The organism is Pseudochrobactrum lubricantis (assembly GCF_041929865.1).
Lineage (GTDB): Bacteria > Pseudomonadota > Alphaproteobacteria > Rhizobiales > Rhizobiaceae > Pseudochrobactrum > Pseudochrobactrum saccharolyticum.
Window position 1 is genome coordinate 653,091 of record NZ_JBHEEE010000001.1, and the last position, 16,839, is coordinate 669,929.

Here is a 16,839-nt window from a genome sequence, read left to right on the forward strand (position 1 = left end):
GCTACAGAATATTCGCCATATGCAAATAAGAAAACTCGGACAGGATCAACAACCAATGGCATTGCGGTTCATACATCTTACAGGCATGGCTTTGCTGCTGGGTCTTTTTTGGGCTGTCTCATTACCCGCAAAGGCACAGGAAAATGCTGCAGATACAGTGCAGATTGTAGGTTTCGGCGACAGTTTGATGGCCGGATATCAGCTAGCGCAGACCGACGGCTTTACCGCCCAATTGCAGACAGCACTCAGTGAAGCCGGTTATAAAACCGCAGTTGCCAATGCCGGTGTTTCCGGCGACACCTCCAGCGGCGGTCTGGCTCGTCTTGACTGGTCTGTGCCGGATGAAGCGCAACTGGTTATTCTGGAGCTTGGTGCGAATGATGCCCTGCGCGGCATTTCCCCTGAACTGACCGAGAAAAATCTCGACCAGATGCTGGCGCGTCTAAAGGAACGCGGCATTCCGGTGTTACTGGCCGGAATGATTGCACCGCCGAATATGGGTGCAGATTATGCCGCCAAATTTAATCCGCTTTATCAAAAGCTCGCAGACAAATATCAGGTCAGACTTTACCCGTTCTTTCTTGACGGTGTGGCAGCTGACAAAAAACTGCTGCTGGAAGACGGAATGCATCCGAACCCGCAAGGTGTGAAGGTCATGGTTGCCAATATTCTGCCGGATGTGAAGGCCATGCTGGATCAGGAATCAATTGATCTCAACTGATCCTGCCGGGAAGATTATCAACAAGTGCGATTCATCTTCCTGACACAATCTGTATGATAGTTATTCAATCAGCAACACATGATCTGGTAAAAACCCGCAAAACTTAACACGAGCAGACAAAGTTTTGGGGCTTATCTCACAAAGCACTTGTGCAATGAGCAGATCGGTGGTTCGCTGTCAGTTAAGGCTTTGCAATCTGCTTCACTTGCAGGTTGAGGAGCCGCTCCAGATCAGACCGCAAGTCAATGGTGCTGGTTTGGAAAGAACCATATTTGAGACCATATCCCATTGAGGAGGATGCTATGCCGCGCCTTTTCACTGCCCTCGAAATCTCCCGGGATGCTGCCCTGTCACTCTCACTTTTGCGTGGCGGGCTTATCGGACCCAAAGGTTCTGTCCGCTGGATTGATCCGGAAAATTATCACATCACATTACGGTTCATCGGCGATGTCGAAGGTCATGTGGCCGATGAGATCGTTCACGCGCTTGACCGGATTGACCGGCCCGGCTTTACGCTGCAACTGACCGGCGTCGATGTGTTCGGCACCAAAAAACCGCATAGTATTTATGCCGGTGTTACGCCATCCCCTGAACTGCTGGCCTTGCAGGCAGAGATGGAACGGATATGCCAGAGATTGCGGCTGCCGCCTGACCCGCGCAAATTTACCCCGCATGTCACATTGGCACGGCTCAAAGGCCTGCCGGATATGCAGATTGCCCGCTATCTCTCGGAGCGGGGCAATTTCACCACGCTGCCGTTCAACGTCACCCGTTTTGTGCTGATGTCGTCGAAGGAATCCACCGGCGGCGGGCCTTATGTCACGGAAGAAGTGTGGCCGCTGCGCAAGCCTTCATTTAATGCGGGCTTTGAAGACGGGGCATCGCCTCTGCATTATCAGTTTCGTGCCGGTGCTGCAGAGTAGCTGCAGCACCCTGCTAAACAAAGCGCTGCAGAGTAAGTTGCGGCATCCTGCGAAACAAAGCGCCGCAGAGTAAGTTGCGGCACCATAATAGACAAAGTGCTGCATCAGCCTATTAAACAAAAAAGCGGCAGATTACTCTGCCGCTTTTTTAGTAAGCTGTCTTTCGGCCAGTGCCACATTATAACCTGTCGGCCAGTGCCTCGGCTGCTTCCCGAACCATCCGGTAAACCCGTTCGAAATCGGCGTTTCCGCCATAATACGGATCAGGGATTTCTTCTCCGCGATCAGCGCTATTGCCCGCAAAACCATCCCGTGCCACTGCGGTGAACAAGCCTGTCACCGCAGAACTGCCTGCTGGTGCAAGACGGTTGATTGTCATCAAATTATTCTGATCCATGCCCAAAATAAGATCAAAGCGATTGAAATCCACAGCCCCAAGCTGGCGGCAGCGTTGTGCGGAAATATCAATTCCGTTTCTTGCCGCAACGGCAACAGAGCGCTCATCCGGAGCCTCTCCTGTGTGATACCCGTTGGTACCGGCGGAATCGATCAAAAATTCCCGCTGCGGGAAGCGTTCCTGCAAAACGCTGCGCATAACACCTTCAGCCAGAGGAGAACGGCAAATATTACCAAGACAGATGAAAAGTATCGAAAATGGCTGCGACATACATTCCCCCCCGACATTCACACTATAAGACTTATAAGCAACAGATGCGGGCGTGTTTCAGCCTGTGCAATCATTGGATCAATGATTGGCTCCGATCAGAATTTGCTCTGATACAGCATCAATATAAAATGTGAAATGAACCGAAACTGTATAAAAAACAAGTTACGATAATTTAATCCGGTTTTATGCTAATATCCCGTTCTAATATCCCTGTTTTTGACCGTCTCAGGAGCTTGCCATGTCCCGGACACCCCTAACCCGTGAAGAAATTTCAGCAGCCATGTCCGGCCTGTCCGGCTGGGAATTATCGGCAGATCACGGCTCAATCCGTAAAAGCTTCAAATTCCGCGACTTCAATGCAGCCTTTGCCTTTATGACCCGTATTGCCATGGCCGCAGAAAAACTCGACCACCATCCGGAATGGTCAAATACCTATAATAAGGTCGAAATTACCCTCACCACCCATTCGGCCAAAGGTCTGACAGCGCTGGATATGCGCATGGCGCAACTCATCAATGATTATGCTGGGTGATCCGTTTTCGGTACCGGCAACAATTCTGATATCTTGTAAAGGCGCTCAGGTCACACCATCTCTTTCCCGATGAGGTTTTGCTATGGATGATGTCAAAATAGGTGAAATTTTGCAGCCGGGCTCAGAGCGCGAACAGGAAAGCCGTGCACAGCGTGTGCGCAAAAATTTCTGGAAGACCCTGAAAAAGACCGCAGGCAAAGTGCCTTTTACAGAAGATCTGGTCGCATCCTATTATTGCGCGCTGGATACGAAAACACCTGCCCGTGTGCGTGCAACTTTGCTTGCCGCACTTGCTTATTTCGTGCTGCCTTTTGATTTTGTACCGGATCTTCTGGTCGGCATCGGCTTCACCGACGATATGGCTGTCTTAATGGCAGCGCTGGCCTCTGTACGCCGGCATATTACACCGGCGCATTATGCCGCCGCGCGACAATCCTTAAGTCAGAACCCTGACGCGGAACCGCAGGAGCACTGACCTCTGTCCGTCTGCACAAATCGCTGATTTCAAAGAATACAGAATCAAAAAACCTGAGAACAAACTATCGCCGTTTTCCTGATGCTGAAGTCACGCATAAGGGCAAGTGAGTGAGAATTTCTGCATATTCTTCAGAAAAACCTCTCTTTTGCCTCAAAACTTCACGGTTTGGTAACCCAGATTAAGTCAAATTAAGACAAACAAACGGGACGTGCCTTAAACAGCATGTTTCCCGGATTTTGAGTTTGAAGCAAAACGAAAGAGAACCGGTAGGACCTATGCTTGGAAAATCGATCGTCGCGGCTTCTGTGTTCACAATGGCTATGGCAGGCAGTGCGCTTGCCCAGTCGCCGAGCCAGATCAGCCAGTTCAACGCCTGGGGCGCATACAGCTATCAGTCGGGCAACGGTAAAGTATGTTATGTCCTGTCCGTCCCGACCCAGAAGCAGCCTGCATCTGTAGACCACGGAGATAATTTCTTCCTCGTCAGCCAGAAGCCAGGCCAGAACGTATCTTTTGAGCCGCAATTTATGGCCGGTTATGAATTGCAGGCCAATTCTAAAGTGACCGTCACCATCGGCAATGCGCGCTTTAATATGTTCACCAATGGTAAATCCGGCTGGATGGAAAATGCCGCAGAAGAACCAAAGCTGATTGCTGCCATGCGCGGCGGTGCGGATATGGTTGTAAATGCTGCATCAAAGCGTGGTACAAAAACCACCTATACCTATTCCCTGAAGGGCATTTCAGCAGCGCTCGCTGCAATTCAGAAGTGCCGCTAAAGCGGGCTGGTCAGAAATGCCGCAAAAGCGGGTAAAATCTGAAAAGTTTAAAAGCCGGATTTATGTCCGGCTTTTTTGCATTCCGGCAATGAATACAAAAAGTCGCAAATCATAACCCTTGATAAAAGCGTGACGCAGCGCCATTTCCGTGCTATGAGGCCGCACTTCAGGGTATTCTTGCGGATCTCATCGCGAAAAACGCCCCCATTAAATCATGCAACAGTGCCGTTTTATCAGTTTCCAATCAGGGCTTTTGTCCTTCTGATGCGGCTATGCAATTGTGAGCCTTAAGTAAAACCGATGTCTATTTCTTATGACCTTACCACGCCTCAGACCCGTGATGCACTGGCCGCCAATGCCCGTGCAATGCTGGCACCAAAGCCGACTTTGATCGGTCTTTCCCGTGAGGAACTGGGTGAGGCCTTGCTGGAAATCGGCATTCCGGCCAAACAGATCAAGATGCGCGTCGCGCAGCTCTGGCACTGGCTCTATGTGCGCGGTGTTTCAGACTTTGCCGATATGGCGAATATTTCCAAAGACCTGCGCAGCGCTTTGACCGAGCATTTCACCATTGCCCGTCCGGAGGTTGTGGAAGAACAGATTTCCACCGACGGTACACGTAAATGGCTGTTCCGCTTTCCGCCACGCGGCGCGGGACGTCCGGTTGAAATCGAATGTGTTTACATTCCTGAAGAAGGCCGCGGCACGCTGTGTATTTCCTCTCAGGTCGGCTGCACCCTCACCTGCTCTTTCTGCCATACCGGCACACAGAAGCTGGTACGCAATCTGACTTCAGAAGAAATCCTCTCGCAGCTGCTCACCGCCCGTGACCGTCTCGGCGACTTCCCTGAAACCAACACACCGGATGGTGCGATTGTGCCTGCGGAAGGCCGCAAGATCACCAATATCGTGATGATGGGTATGGGCGAACCGCTCTATAATTTTGATAATGTCAAAAAAGCACTGCTGATTGCCTCGGATGGTGATGGTCTGTCGCTGTCCAAGCGTCGTATCACACTCTCCACCTCCGGCGTTGTGCCGGAAATCTACCGCACCGGCGAAGAAATCGGCGTGATGCTGGCGATCTCGCTCCATGCCGTGCGCGATGATCTGCGTGACATGCTGGTGCCGATCAATAAGAAATACCCGCTGGAAGAACTGATCAAAGCCTGCCGCGCTTATCCGGGTCTGTCCAATGCCAAGCGCATCACCTTTGAATATGTGATGCTCAAAGACGTCAATGACAGTCTGGAAGATGCCAAGAAACTGGTGCAGCTGCTCAAAGGTATTCCGGCTAAAATCAATCTTATTCCGTTCAATCCGTGGCCGGGCACCAACTATCAGTGCTCCGACTGGGAGCAGATTGAACGCTTTGCCGATTATGTGAATGCAGCGGGCTATGCCTCGCCGATCCGCACACCGCGCGGCCGCGATATTCTCGCCGCCTGCGGTCAGCTGAAATCGGAATCCGAGCGCATGCGTAAAACTGATCGTCTGGCTCTGGAAGCCATGATGATCGCCAATCACGGCGAAGACTGAGATAAGTCCTCAACATGGATAAAAGCCTGCAACTGATCGGCCGGTTCACAGTCATCATCTTTGGCTATGGCTGTGCTGTTCTGGCTGCAGGTCTTTTTCTGAATATTATGCTGATCTCCACCATCGGCATGCTGCCGGATATCATCAATGATGGTTTTGAATATGGCTTCGGCACAGGACTGTTCGTTGCCACACCATTCATGGCAATGATTATCGGTTATCTCGCCTTCTGGCCTGCACTTGCAGCTATTGCCATCGGTGAATATTTCAACAAACGCGACAGCCTGTTTTACAGTCTCTGTGGTTTGGCAGCCGGTATTATTCTCTTCGTGGCAGGTTTTCAGCCCGATGTGAAAAATGCTGACGAAGCCATGATGATGATGAGCTGCGCAGCCGCAGGAATTATCGGCGGTTTTACCTATTGGCTGATAGCCGGACGCTGGAGCAATCTGGTTTCCGGCAAAGACACACCGGAAACCAAATAATTTTTCTTTTCACGCATGTCTCCCAAAACCGGCATCCGCTTTTGGGAGACATGCTATAAATTATTTGCCTTCAGCCAGCAGAATTTTCAGCGCAAAAACTGAGAACACACCCGCAAAAACATAATCCACCCAGCGTGTGACCGTCGGATTTTTCTTCAAAAGACCGGCAAATTTATCTGCCGCCAAAATCATCGGCACCACTACCGGCAGGCTAAGCGGAATGAAAGACAGGCCGAGGAAAAACAGTTTCCCTGGTGCATGCGGATCATGCGCTGACACGAATTGCGGCAGGAAGGTCATGTTGAACAGGATGATCTTCGGGTTGAGCAGATTAATCCCTAAACCCGTTGCCCAATTCTGAAACAACGTATGTTTTTTGCCGCTGCTTTTTTCCGGCGAAAAGGCAGAACCTTTACGCAGCGCCTGAATAGCCAAAAACACCAGATATCCGGCACCGACAACTTTCAGCACCCAGAAGGCACTTGGTGACGCAATAATCAGCGCAGACAAACCAATCGCCACCATTGTGGTATGGATGACGATGCCGCTGGAGGCTCCCGCAAGACAGGCAAAACCTGCTGCCTTCCCTTCAGATAAGGCACGACCAACAAACAGTGTCATATCCGGGCCCGGTGTGATCGACAGGATAAATGTCGCAATAGCGAACTGAACCAGAACCGGCCAGTCCGGAATAAAAGTCAGAGAATTTAAGAATGACATGCATGCGCCCCGAAGCGGTTAAGTTTGGCCAAACTAACGCAGAATTTGTTTCTGCGGAACCGGATTTACACGGGCATATCTAAAATTTAACAATCTCACGACTGTGCCATTAAGACGGCTTGCTTCACACTATTGAGATGATAAAAGAAATATCAGAATTTCATCGCTGCAAAGCGAAAAACACTCAGATGCCGTACCGGCTCGTACTGGATGCATAAAATGAACAACTGGAAAGACGTTAAAAAAGTCGTGCTCGCTTATTCCGGCGGTCTCGATACTTCTATCATTCTGAAATGGCTGCAGACCGAGCTCGGTGCTGAGGTTGTGACTTTCACTGCTGATCTCGGTCAGGGTGAAGAACTGGAACCGGCACGCAAAAAAGCTGAAATGCTCGGCATCAAAGAAATCTTCGTTGAAGATGTCCGTGAAGAATTCGTCCGCGATTTCGTTTTCCCGATGTTCCGCGCCAATGCAGTTTATGAAGGCGTTTACCTGCTCGGCACCTCGATTGCCCGTCCGCTGATCTCCAAACACCTCATCGAAATCGCCAAGAAAACCGGCGCGGATGCGATTGCACACGGTGCAACCGGCAAGGGTAACGATCAGGTTCGTTTCGAACTGTCAGCCTATGCACTGAATCCGGATATCAAGATCATTGCTCCTTGGCGTGACTGGTCGTTCAAGAGCCGTACAGACCTGCTCGATTTTGCTGAAAAGCACCAGATTCCTGTGGCAAAAGACAAGATGGGCGAAGCACCGTTCTCCGTCGATGCCAACCTGCTGCACTCTTCCTCGGAAGGTAAAGTACTGGAAGATCCGGCTGTTGAAGCGCCTGAATATGTGCATATGCGCACAATCTCGCCGGAAGCGGCACCGGACAAAGCCACCATCATCAAAGTCGGCTTTGAGCGCGGTGATGCGGTTTCGATCAACGGCGTGCGCATGTCGCCTGCGACCCTGCTGGCTGCACTCAATGACTATGGCCGCGACAATGGTATCGGTCGTCTTGACCTCGTTGAAAACCGTTTCGTTGGCATGAAGTCCCGCGGCGTTTATGAAACACCGGGCGGCACTATCCTGCTGGCAGCACACCGCGCGATTGAAAGCATTACGCTGGATCGCGGCGCAGCACATCTTAAAGATGAACTGATGCCACGCTATGCGGAACTGATCTATTACGGCTTCTGGTTCTCGCCGGAACGCGAAATGCTGCAGGCTGCAATCGACCACAGCCAACGTCATGTAGAAGGCGAAGTGACACTGAAGCTCTATAAGGGCAATGTGATTGTGACCGGCCGTGAGAGCGACAAGTCGCTCTATTCCGACAAGCTGGTGACATTTGAAGATGATCACGGCGCTTATGACCAGAAAGATGCTGCGGGCTTTATCAAGCTTAATGCACTGCGTCTGCGCACACTGGCTGCCCGCAACCGCGGCTAATCAAGCCAACTAAAGACTGAAACAGTAAGAACAGCCGGAGCAATCCGGCTGTTTTTTATTTATCTTTTGGCATCACAAACGCAGCGTTGGATTTTGGTTATGGCGTGGCGAAAATGGTGATTTTCGAGAACCGGAGCGGAGAAAATTGCCATTTGCAGACCGCCAGAGCCGGAATCCCTAGTGGACGGCGAGAAAGACAGCACTGTAGTGGAGCGCCGCTCCCGCCACGACAAAGCCGTGCCAGATTGCATTCTGGAAACGCAGGCGTTCCCAGACGTGGAAAATAACGCCGAGTGAATAAATAATCCCGCCGGCGGCAATCAGCACCACCACTTGCAGGGGCAGGAACTGCAACAGCTGGTCGTAAATCAACACACCGCTCCAACCGAGCGCCAGATAGAGCAGAATTGCCAAGCGGTCAAAACGACCGGGCATTGTCAGCTTCAGTGCAATACCACAAAACGCGATCAACCAGACCAGCCCCAAATGCCAACCTGCTCCCTCACCCATTTTCATGATGAAGGGCGTATAGGTTCCGGCAATCAGCACATAAATCATGGAGTGATCGAAGCGGCGCAGAAACTGCTTCACCGGTGAGATCGGCCATATATTATAAATTGCAGAAATCGTCAGGGCAGCCACGAGGCTCAGCACATAGATCAGCGCGGAAATATAAATCACCGGTGAAATCTGCCCTGCAAAATACCACAGCATCACGGCTGCGCCGCCAACGGCCAGAGCCACGCCCACAACATGGACAATGCCATCCGCCCATAATTCTGCCTTGTCATAGAGACGTGCAACGGAGGCTTCGGCCTTTTGTAAAATCTGGTTCATGGTGCCGCCTGCACAATTTCGGGGTGATGATAAAAAGCGAGTTCAAATTGAGTATGCGTCAGAATGATTATAGATTCATGACGACAAAATGACCTGCCTGTAAAATTACCCGATCAGAGATGCAGACAATAAAAAACCGCCTGCTTCATTAGAAAACAGGCGGTTTAAAACTTGCAAAATTTTCAGATCAGCGGGTGCTGAAATCCCGTCTGTTCGGCTGCACACGCGATGTTTTTGCAGATTTAGCAACAGACTGCGTGACCATAGGATCGGTTTGCGCCACATCAACAACATTGCCGGTTGCTGCGGCTGTCACAGCCTTTGCGGCTTCTGTAGCTTTACCCGGTTCAATAAAAGCGGTGCGGATGGAGTTCGGGCCTTTACGCAGACCGGTTTCTTCCAGCAGACCTTTGCGCTTGGCATCATAATAATAGCCGCGGGCATAGAATTTCACGGCCTGCGTTTCATTGCCACCGGCAACTTTATAGGCACCGGCCAGATATTTTACCGCATAACGCAGATTGGTATTGGCATTGAGCAGTCCCTGCGGGCTGCCATCATAGCCCATACCGCGTGCCGTGGCATGGCTGATCTGCATCAGGCCGAAATACGGACCATTACGGGCAACAGGATTATAACGGCTCTCACGCTGCACAACGCGGTGCACCAGACGCTCCGGCACCTGATAGGCTGCCGCATATTGGCCGATTAGATTATGCAGTTCCGGCTTGCTGTCTGCCGCAATCTCAGCGCGCTGCTCGACCAGATGGTTCGCAGTGCCGGATTTGGTAACGCCGGTATATTTCACTTCGCCCGGTGTATTATGTGCACCGGTTGCCAGAGATGGTGTTGCCGTTGCAATCAAAGCCTCTGTTGCAGTCTGGCGGAATGCCGGTGTCGGCACGGTAGCCGGCAAAACCGGATCGCCTGCTTCTGTCACGGCCAGAGCGGCGACCTGTGCAGCATTGCCCTTTTCTGCCGCATAGGCAGAAGCTGCGATTGTAGCACCTTTTGCGCTGCCGTCAGGATTAGCGTCGATAGAAGCAGCCTCTGCGGGCGCTCCGACGGCTGTCGCCATATCAGCCACGGCAACATCAACAGCCTGAGTTGTTGCCGAATTAGCGGCAGTTTTTGAATTATTTGTGGTGGTACAGGCCGACAAGGCCACAACACCGGAGAGCAGAACAGCAGAACGGAGAGCCAGAGCTGAAAATCGCATCAGGCACCCGTTTCGTTGTTGAGACGTTTTTCGAGTTCAACCAGATCTTCCGGCAATGGCAGACCACTGGCTCTCATCGCATTGAGCTTCTCACGAATGGACTCAGCCAGTTCATGCATGTCTTCCGGCTGGTTGACCATCTGCTCAAACAGTAAAGCGATTTCCGCCTTGATCTCTTCGAATGCCATCGGGCGATCCTTTTTGTTGTCTTCGTTTGCGGGCAGCACAAGCCATCGCCCGACAAACGTAAGAAGCGACACAGCAGAATGCATTGATTAAACGCAACCGGAAACTGTATCGCTCATGCAGTAGAAATCGTCATAGAATCCCGAAGATTGAGGATTCCATCTCATGGTTGATGAAATATTTACAGAGATTCCGCCCGTGAGACCAGCCGTAAAATGCAATCCGCGCCAAAAGGGTCAGACAACTTTTGTTGTCAGATGTCCGATAGCGTCAACGCCGCCCTCCAGAATATCGCCCCGCGCAACAGCGCCGACACCCGCAGGCGTACCGGTAAAGATCAGATCACCGGCCTGTAATTCATAGAGTGTGGAAAGAATTGCAATGGTTTCCGGCACAGACCAGATCAGCTGATTGATATCACCTTTTTGGACAGTTTTACCATTAACTTTCAGCCAGATAGCACCATCCTGCGGATGACCGATACGGCTTGCAGGCACCAATGCAGAACATGGAGCGGAATGCTCAAACGCTTTGGCAGTCTCCCAAGGACGCCCCTGTTTTTTAGCCTGACCCTGCATGTCGCGCCGTGTCATATCCAGCCCGACGGCATAACCGTAAATATGGTTGTGCGCCTCAGCTGCCGGAATATTTTTTCCGCCTTTATGAAGGGCAACAACCAGCTCAATTTCATGATGCACATCATTGGACAGCGGCGGATAGGGAAAATTACCGCCATCTGTCACCAGATTATCAGGATTTTTCTGGAAGAAAAATGGTGGTTCACGATCCGGATCATGTCCCATTTCCCGCGCATGGTCTGCATAATTGCGGCCCACACAATAAATACGGCGAACAGGAAAGCGCTGATCGCTCCCCTCAATCGGCAAGGTTACCGGCGGGCGGGCAGGAAAGATCAGCGTCTCAGACATGGGCATTCTCTTACTGGTAAATTCTGAATTTGCCCGAGCCTACAGGAAAGTTTCAATCCTGCAAGATAAAGTCTGCCTCACGGGACTGCTCTGTCACGGTTTGCGCATTCGGAATATCATTAGCAAGCGCACGCGCTCTGGCTGCTTCATAATCCGCACCATGATCCAGCCAGCGCTGAATAAGACGCTGTTCCAGAACCGGAAGCGGCACTTGCAAGAAAATGCTCAAATCAAAATATTGGCGCAAATCGCACCAGACAGGCTGATCCAGCAGCAGATAATTACCCTCGACCAGTAAAATCTGATGTTGCGCTGTGACCATGGCAGCCCCCGCCCGCGCCAGATCCATTGACCGGTCAAAAACCGGAATCGCAATATCACCGGTTTCCGATTTCAAACGGGACAACAGCGCCCGAAAACCATCCGCATCAAAACTATGCGGTGCACCTTTTCGCGCCCTGTAACCACGCACATCCAGAATGGCATTATCATAATGAAACCCGTCCATCGGCACGACAACAGATGGCTGAGCGGCGGACAAAACATTAATCTCCTGACACAGTGACTCCGCCAGCGTGGATTTTCCCGCAGCAGGTGCTCCCGCAATTGCAACAATCAGACGCTCGCGCCCCTTTGCGCGTGCCAGAATTTCCGCAGCCAGCGCTTCACGCTTTATCACAGGTGTTTCAGGCATCATGCAGCCAGCATCTCATCAGTCGGAGTCAGTGCGCCGGTCATCAGCGCCACGGCATCAGACATAGAACATTGACGGGGATTGATCACCGCCAGTCTTTTGCCAAGCCTGTGCACATGCACACGATCCGCCACTTCAAACACATGGGGCATATTATGAGAGATCAGTACAATCGGCAGTCCGCGTGATTTCACCTCCTGAATAAGATCAAGCACGCGACGGGATTCTTTAACCCCTAACGCGGCTGTCGGCTCATCCATAATCACCACTTTGGAGCCAAAAGCCGCCGCACGCGCCACTGCCACGCCCTGACGCTGACCGCCGGAAAGCGTTTCGACCGCTTGCGAAATATTCTGGATGGTCATCAATCCGAGTTCTGAAAGCTTATCGCGGGCGATCTGCTCCATTTTCTTATGATCGAGCTGGCGGAACACACTGCCCATCAATCCGGGTTTGCGCAACTCGCGCCCCAGAAACATATTATTCGCAATCGACAAAGCAGGCGACAAAGCCAGATTTTGATAAACAGTTTCAATGCCTGCTGCCCGCGCGGCAATCGGTGAACGGAAGCTCACCGGTTGGCCATCAAGGAAAATCTCACCTTCATCCGGCTGGATCGCACCGGACAGCGCCTTAATCAGTGAAGACTTTCCTGCACCGTTATCGCCGATAACCGCCAAAACTTCTCCCGGATAGAGATCAAAATCTGCATGATCCAGTGCCGTAACACGGCCATAGCGTTTGACGAGGCCTTTTGCCGATAAAACCGGCTGAACTGACTGTTTCATGCCGCAGCCTTTCTGATCCACTGGTCAATTGCGACCGCAACGATAATCAGGACACCAATCAACAGATAGGTCCATTGCGGATCAGTTCCCCACAGGCGCAGTCCCAGCGAAAACACGCCGACAATCAATGCACCGAACAATGTGCCGAGAATGGAACCGCGACCACCGAACAGGGAAATCCCGCCGATCACCACAGCCGTAATGGATTCAATATTCGCAAACTGCCCCGCCGTCGGTGAGACCGAACCGAGACGACCGATCATCGCCCATCCGGCCAGTGCGCAGATCAGTCCGGCCAGAATATAAACCGACATCAAAACCGGTTTGACACGTACACCGGAAAGCTGTGCCGCTTCGGGATCATCGCCGATCGCATAAACATGCCGCCCCCATGCCGTATGATTGAGCACATACCAGAGAACCAGAACCAGCAGCACCATGGCAATCACACCATAGGTAAAGACCGCACCGCCGAAGCGGATATTATTTCCGAAAAACTGCAATATTGGCGCTTTTTCGGTGATTTCCTGCGCACGGATGGTTTCATTGGCGGAATAGAGAAAATTGGTTGCCAATACGATTTGCCACATACCAAGCGTGACGATGAAAGGCGGCAATTTCCAATAGGCCACGAACCAGCCATTGAAAAAACCGCATAATGCACCGACGGCAAAACCGCACAGGATGGAAAGTTCCGGCGGCAGACCATAGCGGAAAGTAAACTGCCCCATTACCACCGAAGACAGCACCATGATTGCACCGACAGACAGATCAATACCGGCCGTCAGAATGACAAGTGTCTGCGCGGAAGCAATGATGCCGGTAATGGCAACCTGCTGCAAAATGAGTGTCAACGCAAAGGCAGAGAAAAACTTGGATCCGACCAGAACAGCAAAAATCGCCAGTGACATCACCAGCACGATCAGCGGTACTGCTGCCGGATTGTGATGCAGGATCACACGCATTCTGTAGAGCAGACTGCGATCCTCATTCTCAAAACTCGCAACGCCGGAAGCGCTGTTCACCAGAACCTTTTCAAAATCCTGCGGGGTGCGCTTGACTTCCGTTTCATGATTTTGCGTGGTTTCTGTCATAGGAGCTTCCGGTTGCTGCAGCCTGAAAAGGAACCGGCATGAAGATCACGCCGGTTGATTTTTTAGAGCGCCGTGCGCCCGACCGGGCGCTACACAAGGTCGCTCTAACACTTTAAAATTAGAGCATAATTTTACCTTCAACTGATTCAAGTTTAAGAAATTATGCTCTATTAGAAAGGCACGGGGATCAGCCCCAGCACTTCGCCAGACCTTCTTTGGTGTCAATGGATTCAACACCTTCAACCGGCTGGTCGGTTACCAGCATCACACCGGTATCAACAAAGGTCTTGCCATCTGTCGGCTTCGGCTTTTCACCGGTATCAGCAAATTTCTTAATTGCCTCAATACCAAGTGTTGCCATCTGCATCGGATATTGCTGCGCTGTTGCGCCGATCACGCCGTCAGCCACATTTTTCACACCCGGGCAACCGCCATCGATGGAAACAATCATCACATCTTTTTCGCGGCCAACAGCTTTCAGCGCCTCATAGGCACCGGCAGCAGCAGGTTCGTTAATGGTGTGTACCACATTGATATTCGGGTCTTTTTGCAGAAGGTTTTCCATGGCGCGGCGGCCGCCTTCTTCATTGCCGTCAGTCAGATCGCGACCGGCAATACGCGGATCATCCTCATCGCCGAGCACATCCTTGTTTTTCGGATCAATACCGAAACCTGTGGCAAAGCCCTGATCGCGCAGCACGTCAACACTCGGCTGCATGGCGGTAAGGTTCAGGAAAGCCACTTTAGCATCTTTGGCTTTATCACCCAGACGCCCTGCAGCCCATTTGCCGACCAGTTCACCGGCCAGAAAATTGTCTGTTGCGAAAGTTGCATCCGCAGCATCTGCCGGTTCCAGCGGTGTATCCAGTGCGATCACCAGCATACCGGCATCACGCGCCTGTTTCAGTACAGGAACAATGCCTTTAGTGTCGGAAGCGGTGATGAGAATACCTTTTGCACCATCGGCAATACAGGTTTCCACTGCTGCAATCTGACTTTCCGTATCGCCGTCAATTTTACCCGCATAGGATTTCAGATTGATGCCAAGCTCTTTGGATTTGGCAGTCGCGCCTTCTTTGATCTTTACAAAAAACGGATTGGTATCTGTTTTGGTAATCACGCAAGCCGTCACTTCAGCCGCCTGCGCTCCCGCACCCGCAACGCCCAATGCCAGAAGGGCAAAAGCAGAGGTAAGAATAGTTTTTCTCATGAACTCCTCCCAGAGTCATTTTTCTACGATCAGTTCAAGCACCGAACTGCGTAGCTGAACCAGCCAAATCAATTATCTCAGGCGCCCTCTTCCGCCGCCTCTGCGCTGCGATTTCATGAAAGGGCAAATTTATTGCCCCCAGAAATATGTGCAAGCGCGATCATGGAAACACGGGTTTTCAGTCCTGTCAATTAATAAATCCACTTGATTTATTAATTCGCTATGTCAGTCTAAGATCAGCGTGATGACAAAAACTGTCCGCGCAGGCTTTACTTCAAAAATAATTCTCTTATTCCAGCTCTTTATCCCGAATGCTCCTTACAGGACACCCGATGCACTATCCGCAAGGCGCCCCTATTGACCCCGCCACAACCAGCCGCGGCTCTGACCAGACCGGCATGCGCGCCTATAATGAAAGGTTGATCCTTTCCGTTGTGCGCCGTCATGGTGCCATGCCGCGGGCAGATATTGCCAGACTAACCGGCCTGTCGGCGCAAACCGTGTCCGTCATCATCCGCAATCTTGAGCAGGACGGATTATTGCTCAGCGGTGAGAAACAGCGCGGACGTGTCGGCCAGCCAAGCCAGCCGATGATGCTCAATCCTGACGGGGTGTTTTCCTTTGGCCTGAAGATCGGGCGTCGCAGTGCAGAACTGGTTCTGGTTGATTTTACCGGTACGATCCGCGCACGTATGCACCAGACCTATCTGTGGCCGGTGCCGGACAATATTCTGCATTTCACGCTTTCGGCTATTGAGCAATTCACGGCGCAGCTCACGCCTTTCCAGCAAAGCCGCATCGCCGGTCTCGGCATTGCCATGCCGTTTGAACTCTGGAACTGGGTTGAGGAAGTCGGCGCACCACCTGCGGATTTGCAGGCCTGGCAAAGCACCGATATTTGCGAAGCACTGAGCCTGAAACTGCCTTTTCCCGTTCTGATCCAGAATGATGCCACCGCCGCCTGCGGCGCGGAACTGACCTTCGGTTCAGGGCCGGACTATGCGGATTATGTCTATTTTTTCATCGGCTCATTTATCGGCGGCGGCGTTGTCCTCAACAATACGCTTTATGCCGGACGCAGCGGCAATGCCGGCGCACTGGGTTCCATGCCGATGGGCAACGGTTTCGTCACCACAGCAGGCCAGATCAGCCGTCCTGCCCAGCTGATTGATACCGCATCTCTGTTCATATTGGAGCGCAGTCTCAAACAGCAGAATATAGACACGGCTCCGCTTTGGGCGGCACCGGATAATTGGGAAATTTTCAACCCTGTGCTTGATGAATGGGTATTGCTGACCGCGCGCAGCCTTGCCCATGCCATTTCATCGGCCGCCAGCGTGATTGATTTTCCTGCTGCCATTATTGACGGCTGGATGCCGGAAAATTTACGCGCCAAGATTGTTGAAACTACACGCAATGAAATCGGCAGGCTTAATTTACAGGGAATCATCCCGCCGGTGATTGAAGAAGGCACAGTTGGTGTTCATGCCAAAGCACTGGGGGCAGCGCGGCTGCCAATCTTCAGCCGCTATCTCTTTGATCAAAATGTTCTTTTTAAACACATACAATAAACCCGTCTTACCAAAGTTGAACAATAA

At 51.6% G+C, this 16,839-nt stretch carries 18 protein-coding genes and 1 pseudogene; 9 read left to right on the forward strand and 10 right to left on the reverse strand.

Annotation, left to right across the window (positions count from 1 at the left end; translation table 11 throughout):
- Positions 1-55: 55 nt before the first annotated feature.
- Together JNC80_RS02770 and thpR are read left to right on the forward strand one after the other, a co-directional pair.
- The gene (locus JNC80_RS02770; protein ID WP_225685856.1) at positions 56-721 is read left to right on the forward strand and encodes an arylesterase; all 666 of its coding nucleotides are present in this window, start codon (positions 56-58) and stop codon (positions 719-721) included.
- 302 nt (positions 722-1,023) lie between these two features.
- On the forward strand, positions 1,024-1,644 hold the full coding sequence (thpR, locus tag JNC80_RS02775) for an RNA 2',3'-cyclic phosphodiesterase (protein ID WP_022710200.1): 621 nt from the start codon (positions 1,024-1,026) through the stop codon (positions 1,642-1,644).
- A 178-nt stretch (positions 1,645-1,822) separates the two neighbouring features.
- Here thpR and JNC80_RS02780 read toward each other — a convergent pair whose 3' ends face one another.
- A complete protein-coding gene (locus JNC80_RS02780) occupies positions 1,823-2,311 on the reverse strand; it encodes a low molecular weight protein-tyrosine-phosphatase (RefSeq protein ID WP_376709448.1) in 489 nt (162 codons plus the stop codon).
- A 238-nt stretch (positions 2,312-2,549) separates the two neighbouring features.
- On the opposite strand from JNC80_RS02780, the gene JNC80_RS02785 reads away from it, so the two are divergent.
- From JNC80_RS02785 to JNC80_RS02805, 5 genes are all read left to right on the forward strand, one after another.
- On the forward strand, positions 2,550-2,843 hold the full coding sequence (locus tag JNC80_RS02785; RefSeq protein ID WP_376709449.1) for a 4a-hydroxytetrahydrobiopterin dehydratase: 294 nt from the start codon (positions 2,550-2,552) through the stop codon (positions 2,841-2,843).
- A gap of 82 nt (positions 2,844-2,925) precedes the next feature.
- Complete coding sequence (locus JNC80_RS02790) at positions 2,926-3,318, forward strand: YkvA family protein (protein WP_022710203.1); 393 nt, start codon at positions 2,926-2,928, stop codon at positions 3,316-3,318.
- Positions 3,319-3,596: 278 nt separating this feature from the next.
- The gene (locus JNC80_RS02795; RefSeq protein WP_022710204.1) at positions 3,597-4,100 is read left to right on the forward strand and encodes an invasion associated locus B family protein; all 504 of its coding nucleotides are present in this window, start codon (positions 3,597-3,599) and stop codon (positions 4,098-4,100) included.
- 300 nt (positions 4,101-4,400) lie between these two features.
- On the forward strand, positions 4,401-5,639 hold the full coding sequence (gene rlmN / locus JNC80_RS02800) for a dual-specificity RNA methyltransferase RlmN (RefSeq protein WP_221719157.1): 1,239 nt from the start codon (positions 4,401-4,403) through the stop codon (positions 5,637-5,639).
- 14 nt (positions 5,640-5,653) lie between these two features.
- On the forward strand, positions 5,654-6,124 hold the full coding sequence (locus JNC80_RS02805; RefSeq protein WP_376709450.1) for a hypothetical protein: 471 nt from the start codon (positions 5,654-5,656) through the stop codon (positions 6,122-6,124).
- A 60-nt stretch (positions 6,125-6,184) separates the two neighbouring features.
- Here JNC80_RS02805 and JNC80_RS02810 read toward each other — a convergent pair whose 3' ends face one another.
- Positions 6,185-6,844, reverse strand: a complete 660-nt coding sequence (locus JNC80_RS02810) for a LysE family translocator (RefSeq protein ID WP_022710207.1) — start codon at positions 6,842-6,844, stop codon at positions 6,185-6,187.
- A 219-nt stretch (positions 6,845-7,063) separates the two neighbouring features.
- Here JNC80_RS02810 and JNC80_RS02815 point away from each other — a divergent pair, with 219 nt between their 5' ends.
- Positions 7,064-8,284, forward strand: coding sequence for an argininosuccinate synthase (locus tag JNC80_RS02815; RefSeq protein WP_028233458.1), 1,221 nt, complete (start codon positions 7,064-7,066; stop codon positions 8,282-8,284).
- Positions 8,285-8,461: 177 nt separating this feature from the next.
- On the opposite strand, the gene trhA is transcribed toward JNC80_RS02815, so the two are convergent.
- The 8 genes and pseudogenes from trhA to JNC80_RS02855 form a co-directional block, all read right to left on the reverse strand.
- A complete protein-coding gene (gene trhA / locus JNC80_RS02820; RefSeq protein WP_376709451.1) occupies positions 8,462-9,121 on the reverse strand; it encodes a PAQR family membrane homeostasis protein TrhA in 660 nt (219 codons plus the stop codon).
- Positions 9,122-9,443: 322 nt separating this feature from the next.
- A pseudogene (locus tag JNC80_RS02825) lies at positions 9,444-10,340 on the reverse strand (transglycosylase SLT domain-containing protein); the annotation flags it as partial.
- A complete protein-coding gene (locus JNC80_RS02830; RefSeq protein ID WP_028233459.1) occupies positions 10,340-10,528 on the reverse strand; it encodes a hypothetical protein in 189 nt (62 codons plus the stop codon). The pseudogene JNC80_RS02825 and the gene JNC80_RS02830, both read right to left, overlap by 1 nt.
- 234 nt (positions 10,529-10,762) lie before the next feature.
- A complete protein-coding gene (locus JNC80_RS02835; protein WP_376709453.1) occupies positions 10,763-11,461 on the reverse strand; it encodes a fumarylacetoacetate hydrolase family protein in 699 nt (232 codons plus the stop codon).
- Positions 11,462-11,507: 46 nt separating this feature from the next.
- Positions 11,508-12,152: a nucleoside triphosphate hydrolase gene (locus JNC80_RS02840; protein WP_376709454.1), complete on the reverse strand. Its 645-nt coding sequence runs from the start codon at positions 12,150-12,152 to the stop codon at positions 11,508-11,510.
- Complete coding sequence (locus JNC80_RS02845; RefSeq protein WP_022710214.1) at positions 12,149-12,937, reverse strand: ATP-binding cassette domain-containing protein; 789 nt, start codon at positions 12,935-12,937, stop codon at positions 12,149-12,151. Before JNC80_RS02845 ends, JNC80_RS02840 begins: the two co-directional genes overlap by 4 nt.
- On the reverse strand, positions 12,934-14,031 hold the full coding sequence (locus JNC80_RS02850; protein ID WP_376709455.1) for an ABC transporter permease: 1,098 nt from the start codon (positions 14,029-14,031) through the stop codon (positions 12,934-12,936). Before JNC80_RS02850 ends, JNC80_RS02845 begins: the two co-directional genes overlap by 4 nt.
- Positions 14,032-14,218: 187 nt before the next feature.
- Positions 14,219-15,241: a substrate-binding domain-containing protein gene (locus tag JNC80_RS02855; RefSeq protein ID WP_022710216.1), complete on the reverse strand. Its 1,023-nt coding sequence runs from the start codon at positions 15,239-15,241 to the stop codon at positions 14,219-14,221.
- Positions 15,242-15,552: 311 nt separating this feature from the next.
- Here JNC80_RS02855 and JNC80_RS02860 point away from each other — a divergent pair, with 311 nt between their 5' ends.
- Positions 15,553-16,812 (forward strand): ROK family transcriptional regulator, encoded by a 1,260-nt coding sequence (locus JNC80_RS02860; protein ID WP_220158845.1) that lies wholly within the window; start codon positions 15,553-15,555, stop codon positions 16,810-16,812.
- Positions 16,813-16,839: the final 27 nt, after the last annotated feature.